This window comes from Sphaerisporangium dianthi (genome assembly GCF_042654065.1).
GTDB lineage: Bacteria > Actinomycetota > Actinomycetes > Streptosporangiales > Streptosporangiaceae > Sphaerisporangium > Sphaerisporangium dianthi.
Map to the genome: position 1 here is coordinate 80292 of NZ_JBHSFP010000020.1, position 5575 is coordinate 85866.

The following is a 5575-nucleotide window of genomic DNA, read 5'->3' on the forward strand; positions in this document are numbered from 1 at the left end:
CCGCAGGCGGACCGGACGCGCGCGAAGCCGCCGCACACGAGAGCGGCGGGACGACAGCCGTCGTCCCGCCACTGTTTCGCCCAGGTCAGGCGGTGACCGTCTTGCCCTTGGCACCGCCCTTGCCGGCCTGCTTCTTGGCCATCGACATGTCGCGCAGCGGGACCTCCTTGAGGAACAGGGTGGCCACCAGTCCGATGGCCACCGCGCACGCGGAGGTCAGGAACAGGTCGTGCAGCGCGTCGGCCAGCCGCTCCGGCGATACACCGCCGCCGCCGAGGACGCCCGTCTGGCCCTTCAGCCCGATCTGCGAGGTCAGGATGGAGCCCAGGATCGCCAGCGACACCGGCCCGGCGAACATCCGCCAGAACTGGATCTGGCTGGTTCCCACGCCCATCTGGCTCATCGGGATCGCGCTCTGCACGACCGCCGTCGCCATCGGGAAGGCCACGCCGATGCCCACGCCGATGAGGACCATCGCGACGATGGGGATCACCTGGCCGGTGTGGGGGCCGACCGTGGACAGCATCACCAGGCCCGCGACGATGGCCGCCATGGCGAAGACCGCCAGGAAGCGGTAGTGCGGCAGCGCCGTCATCGCCTTGCCCGCCACCGGGCCGATCAGCATCAGGCCGAGCGTCATCGGGATGAGCAGGGTGCCGGAGTGCGCCGCGGAGACGCCGAGCACGCCCTGGTAGAGCAGGGGCACGTAGAACGTGACGCCCATCATGGCGAACGCGGAGAAGAACGCCACCACGACCATGACCGCGAACTGGTTGGTGCGGAACAGCGGGAACGGCACGAGCGGGTTCGCCGCACGGCGCGTCTCCACCAGGAAGAACACCACCAGGAGCAGCGCGCCGCCGACGATCAGCGACAGCACCTCAGGTGAGGTCCAGGCGTGACCGTCGCCGGTGAGGGTGAGGCCGATCAGGATCGGCACCACGCCGGCCACCAGCGTGACGACGCCGGCGAAGTCGATGTCACGCCAGCTCGCGCCGGTGCGCACGAACGGCACGCCGACGGCCACCGCGACGATGGCCAGCAGGCCGAGGGGCACGTTGACGTAGAAGACCCACCGCCAGCTCCAGGCGTCGGTGATGAGCCCGCCGATGGGCGGCCCGATCACCATGCTCAGACCGGCGACGCCGAAGAACACGCCCTGCATCTGGGTGCGGCGCTCGGGGGTGTAGATGTCGGCCAGCAGCGTGAAGATGTTGGCCATCAGGATGCCGCCGAACAGGCCCGCCAGGCCGCGGAAGCCGACGAGCTGCGGCATCGTCTGGGCGGCGCCGCAGAGCCAGGAGGCCACCATGAAGCCCGCGAGCCCCACCAGCAGGACCGGCTTGCGGCCGAACATGTCACCGAACTTGCCGGCGATCGGGACGACGACGGCCGCGGCGACGGCGTAGGAGACTCCCACCCACGCGTACAGCCCGAGGCCGTTCAGTTCGTCGGCGATGCGCGGCATGGCGGCGCCTACGACCGACACGTCGATGGACGCGAGGGCGAGCGCCAGGATCGCGCCGATCGTCGCGATGAGCTGGACGCGGGAGGACACCTCTTGTGGCGCCGCGCCTTTACCGGTACTCATATCGGATTGGCTCACCGGCCATCGCCTCCTCAACGATTTCGGACCTCTGCCTTGTCGAGCCGTCTTTCGTAATGGTTCGCGTACTCGTCGTGCTCGTCTGCCCCGCTTTCGCAGGGCTACACAACGTCCAGCTAACGGCCTCGGCGCGTCGGAGTCTGCTCAACAGTGAGCATCCGGAAGCGGCATCCGATTCTTAGCATCGGCGACATGACGACCCTGCCTGAACTGGTCAGAGACCGGGACGACGACCTGGTGGCGCTCACCGTGGACGGGGACCGCTCGCTGACGGCCGGCCAATGGACACGCGCGTCCGAGGCCGCCGCCGAGCACCTGCCGGCGGCCCGTGTCGCGCTCGTCCACGACGACGCCGACTGGATCGGCCACGCCGTCGCGGGCCTCGCGGTGCGCATGGCGGGCGGCACGGTCGTCGGCCTGTCCCCCCACCTCGGCGACGCCGAGCTGCGCGCCCGCCTCGCGCGGTGCGAGGTGGACGGGCTGCTGCACGGGGACGCCGTCACACCACCCTCCTTCGCCGGCTGGGCGGCGTCCCTCAGCGGCCTGGGCACCGTGGACACCCGCGGCGCGTCCCGCCCCGACGACGACCTCGCCGAGATCATCCACACCTCCGGCACGACGGGCGGCTCCAAGCCCGTGGCCGTGAGCCACGGCAACCTGACCTTCGGCCACGAAGGGCGCGGGCGGCTGTTCACCGGCGTCGACGGCGTGCTGGCGGCCGTGCCCATCGGCACCAACGCCGGGCACAGCGCGATCATGACGGCCATGACGGCGCCCACGACCGTGCACGTGCTGAGCCGCCAGGACCCCGAGACCGTCGCCCGCATGATCGAGAAGCTGGGGGTCTCGATGGCCATCGTCGCGCCCTCCACCGCCACGCGCATGATCGCCCTGGGACTGCACGAACGCCACGACCTGACCGGCCTGAAGGTGCTCATGCTCGGCTCGGCTCCGGTGCCGATGGCCACGGTGAGCAGGCTGCTGGAGGTCCTGCCGGGGACCAGGATCGTCCTCGGCTACGGCTCGACGGAGTCGGCTCCCGCCTTCGTCAGCCGCCCGGTCGACCCGTCGGAGCCGCTGGAGGAGCATCTGGGCAGCCCGAGCGCCGGCACCGGCCTGCTCATCACCGGACCGGACGGGGAGCCCCTCCCGGCCGGCGAGGTGGGCGAGATCCGCCTGCGCTCGGAGGCGCCCCCGCGGTGGTACTTCGGCGACCCCGAGGCGTCGGCGCGCGTCTTCCAGGACGGCTGGACGCGCATGGGCGACCTCGGCCACGTGGACGAGGAGGGGCGCCTGCACTTCTTCGACCGCGCGGCGGACGTCATCACCGGCCCGGACGGCGGCCCGGTCTCCTCCCTGCGGGTCGAGCACGCGCTGCTGTGGCATCCGGGGGTGGCGGAGGCGGCGGCGTTCGCCGGGCCGGACGGGGTGACCGCCGCCGTGGTCCTGCGCTCCCCCGTCCCGGAGAAGGAACTGCACGGCGCCGCGGCCGACCGCCTCGACGAACGCGAACGACCGGCCAGGATCACCGTGGTCGACTCCCTCCCCCGCGGCCCGATAGGCAAGACCCTCAAACAAGAACTCCGCCGGCGGCTGACGGGCGGCTGAGCCGCGGGCGGCCGGCGAACGGGTAGCGCGGGGCCTTCGGCCCAGGACACCGGCGGCCCCGCTCAGGAGACCGAGCGGGGCCGGATCGAGACCGAGCGGGCCCCGGCGCTCGGGACCGAGCGGGGCCGGGTCAGGTGGAGGTCATGTCGAGGAGTTTGGTGACGGTGCGCCAGTTGCGGGCGGTGGCGGTCACGCCGAGGAGTTTCTCCCAGTACTGGTAGGTGAGCTTGGCGTTGCGGACTCCGTCGGGGGACCAGGTGTAGATCTCGCGGCCGTCGTGCTTGAAGACCTCGGGGGTGAACTCGCCGGGGTCCAGGTCCTTCAGGGGCTTGGTCTTGGGCTTCTCCGAGAGGAACGTGACCAGGTAGAGCGAGGGGTTCCCCGCGACGTCGCCCAGCGGGTCGGACTTCACGATGGCGGCCAGGTCGTCGTGGCTTCTGGCGATGACCGCGGCCTTGACGCCCATGTCCTTGCCCAGAGCCGCCTCGATCTTCTTGGCCGCGGCGGCCGGGGTCGCGCTCGCGGTGTAGACGACGTTGCCGCTGCGCAGATGGGTCTTGACGTCCTCGAAGCCGAGCGATTCGACCAGCTCACGGAGGGCGGCCATGGGGACCTGTTTGTTCTTGCCGACGTTGATGCCGCGCAACAGCGCCACTTGCCGGGACGTGGACATAAGGGCTCACCCCTCCCGGACGGGGGCCCCCGCCGCCGCGGCGTGCCGTGCCGGGCCGCGCCGGCGGAACTCCTCGATCCGATCGACCAGGTAGGACGCGTCGTCCTTTACCCACCAGACCAGGGCCGAACCGTAGGAGTACTGGCACTGCATGCCGAGGATGTAGAGGCCCGGCGCCGCGGTGACGCCCCGCTCCTGCACGGGCGTGCCGTTCTCGTCGAGGACGGAGGCGTGCACCCACGAGTAGTCGTACCGGAACCCGGTGGCCCAGACGACGGCGTCGGTCTCGATCGAGCGCCCGTCCTCGAAGCGGACGGTGCGGCCCTCGCAGCCGACCGTGCGGCCCACGAGCTCGACCCCGTACTTGCGGGAGATCTTCTTCAGGCTCGGCCCGACCAGGATGGTCTTCTTGTGCAGCCGGTCGCGCTCGCCGTCGAGCGGCTTGGAGATGAGCCCGAACTTGTCGCCCCACCAGTGCAGGCCCTTGCCGAGGAACTTCTTGCCGAAGGCGGGCAGGTGGGAACCCTGGGACAGCAGCACGCGGTGCGTGCGGGTCAGCTCGGGGGCGATCTGCGCGCCGGAGTTGGCGGCGCCGACCACGACGACGGTCTTGCCGGGGACCTCCGACGGGTTGTGGTATTCGCCGGTGTGGACCTGGTGGACGTCGTCGCTGAGCCCGGCCGCCATCTCCGGCACCCGGGGCAGCCGGTAGGCGCCGGTGGCGATGATGACCTGGGGCGCCTCATATGGGCCCTTCGAGGTCTCCAGCCGGTATCCGCCGTCGTCGGTCCGCTCCAGCGAGGTGACCTTGGTGTCGAGCCGGACGGGCAGGTCGAACTCGCGGGCGTAGTCCTGGAGGTAGTCCGCCATCTCGTCCTTGCCCGGGAAGTGGTTCTTGCTGCCGGGGAAGCGCCTGCCGGGCAGCTCGCAGTACTCGGCGATCGTGAACAGTTCCAGGGAGTCCCAGCGCCGGCGCCAGGCCTCGCCGGTGCGGTGCTCCTCGTCGAGGATGAGGAAGGGGATGCCGGCCTTCTTCAGGAAGTAGCCGGCGACGAGTCCGCTCTGTCCGCCACCGACGACGATCACCTCTGTGCGCTCAGCCATGGTCAAGGATTCCCTTCGTACGGTCGTGAAGCCCATCGTCACGCCGTGACGCCGGAGAGGTCTGCTCAACACTGAGCAACTGGGAGGACCGACCCCCGACATGCGGGTACGCGGGGCGCTTCGCCCCGCGTACCCGCGTTCGCGCATGAGGGACCTAAGGTCAGAGGATGGTCCAGCCGAGGTGCAGCTCGACCGCGCCGCCCGAGGTGGAGACGAAGCCTCCCTTGCCCTTGAGGCCCTCCAGTTCCCCCTTGCCGGAGTCGTCGACCACCGTCCAGTCGCCCTTGGCCTGGCCGTTCGCGAACGTGCCCTTGATGTCCAGCACGAATGAGCCCTTGCGGCCGTTGACGGTGCCGTTGACCTCCTGGAGGCCGACGAAGCTGGCGTCGCCCTCGCCCTGGGGGTAGACGAGGAGGTACTCGGCGACGCCCTCGCCCTTGATGTCACCTTCGAAGGTGTTGGTGACGCGGGCCTTGGCGAGCGTGGAATGCCCCTTCTCTTCGGAGTAGGGCTTCTCGTCCCATCCGGTGATCTGGTAAGTACCCTTGCTCTCGGTCATTGTCTCTCCTTCCGTCGGTTCCGCA

The 5575-nt window shown here is 70.3% G+C and carries 5 protein-coding genes; 1 reads left to right on the forward strand and 4 read right to left on the reverse strand.

Annotated elements, in window-relative coordinates; genetic code table 11:
* Positions 1–85: 85 nt before the first annotated feature.
* On the reverse strand, positions 86–1591 hold the full coding sequence (locus ACFO60_RS25635; protein WP_380844312.1) for an MFS transporter: 1506 nt from the start codon (positions 1589–1591) through the stop codon (positions 86–88).
* A gap of 207 nt (positions 1592–1798) precedes the next feature.
* Between ACFO60_RS25635 and ACFO60_RS25640 the strand changes: the two genes are divergently transcribed.
* On the forward strand, positions 1799–3214 hold the full coding sequence (locus tag ACFO60_RS25640; protein ID WP_380844314.1) for a class I adenylate-forming enzyme family protein: 1416 nt from the start codon (positions 1799–1801) through the stop codon (positions 3212–3214).
* Between the two features lie 130 nt (positions 3215–3344).
* Here the strand turns inward: ACFO60_RS25640 and ACFO60_RS25645 are convergent, their stop codons facing one another.
* From ACFO60_RS25645 to ACFO60_RS25655, 3 genes are all read right to left on the reverse strand, one after another.
* Positions 3345–3887: a DUF1697 domain-containing protein gene (locus tag ACFO60_RS25645; RefSeq protein ID WP_417765086.1), complete on the reverse strand. Its 543-nt coding sequence runs from the start codon at positions 3885–3887 to the stop codon at positions 3345–3347.
* Positions 3888–3893: 6 nt separating this feature from the next.
* On the reverse strand, positions 3894–4991 hold the full coding sequence (locus ACFO60_RS25650) for a flavin-containing monooxygenase (RefSeq protein WP_380844316.1): 1098 nt from the start codon (positions 4989–4991) through the stop codon (positions 3894–3896).
* A gap of 160 nt (positions 4992–5151) precedes the next feature.
* Complete coding sequence (locus ACFO60_RS25655) at positions 5152–5550, reverse strand: DUF3224 domain-containing protein (protein ID WP_380844318.1); 399 nt, start codon at positions 5548–5550, stop codon at positions 5152–5154.
* Between the last annotated feature and the right edge of the window lie 25 nt (positions 5551–5575).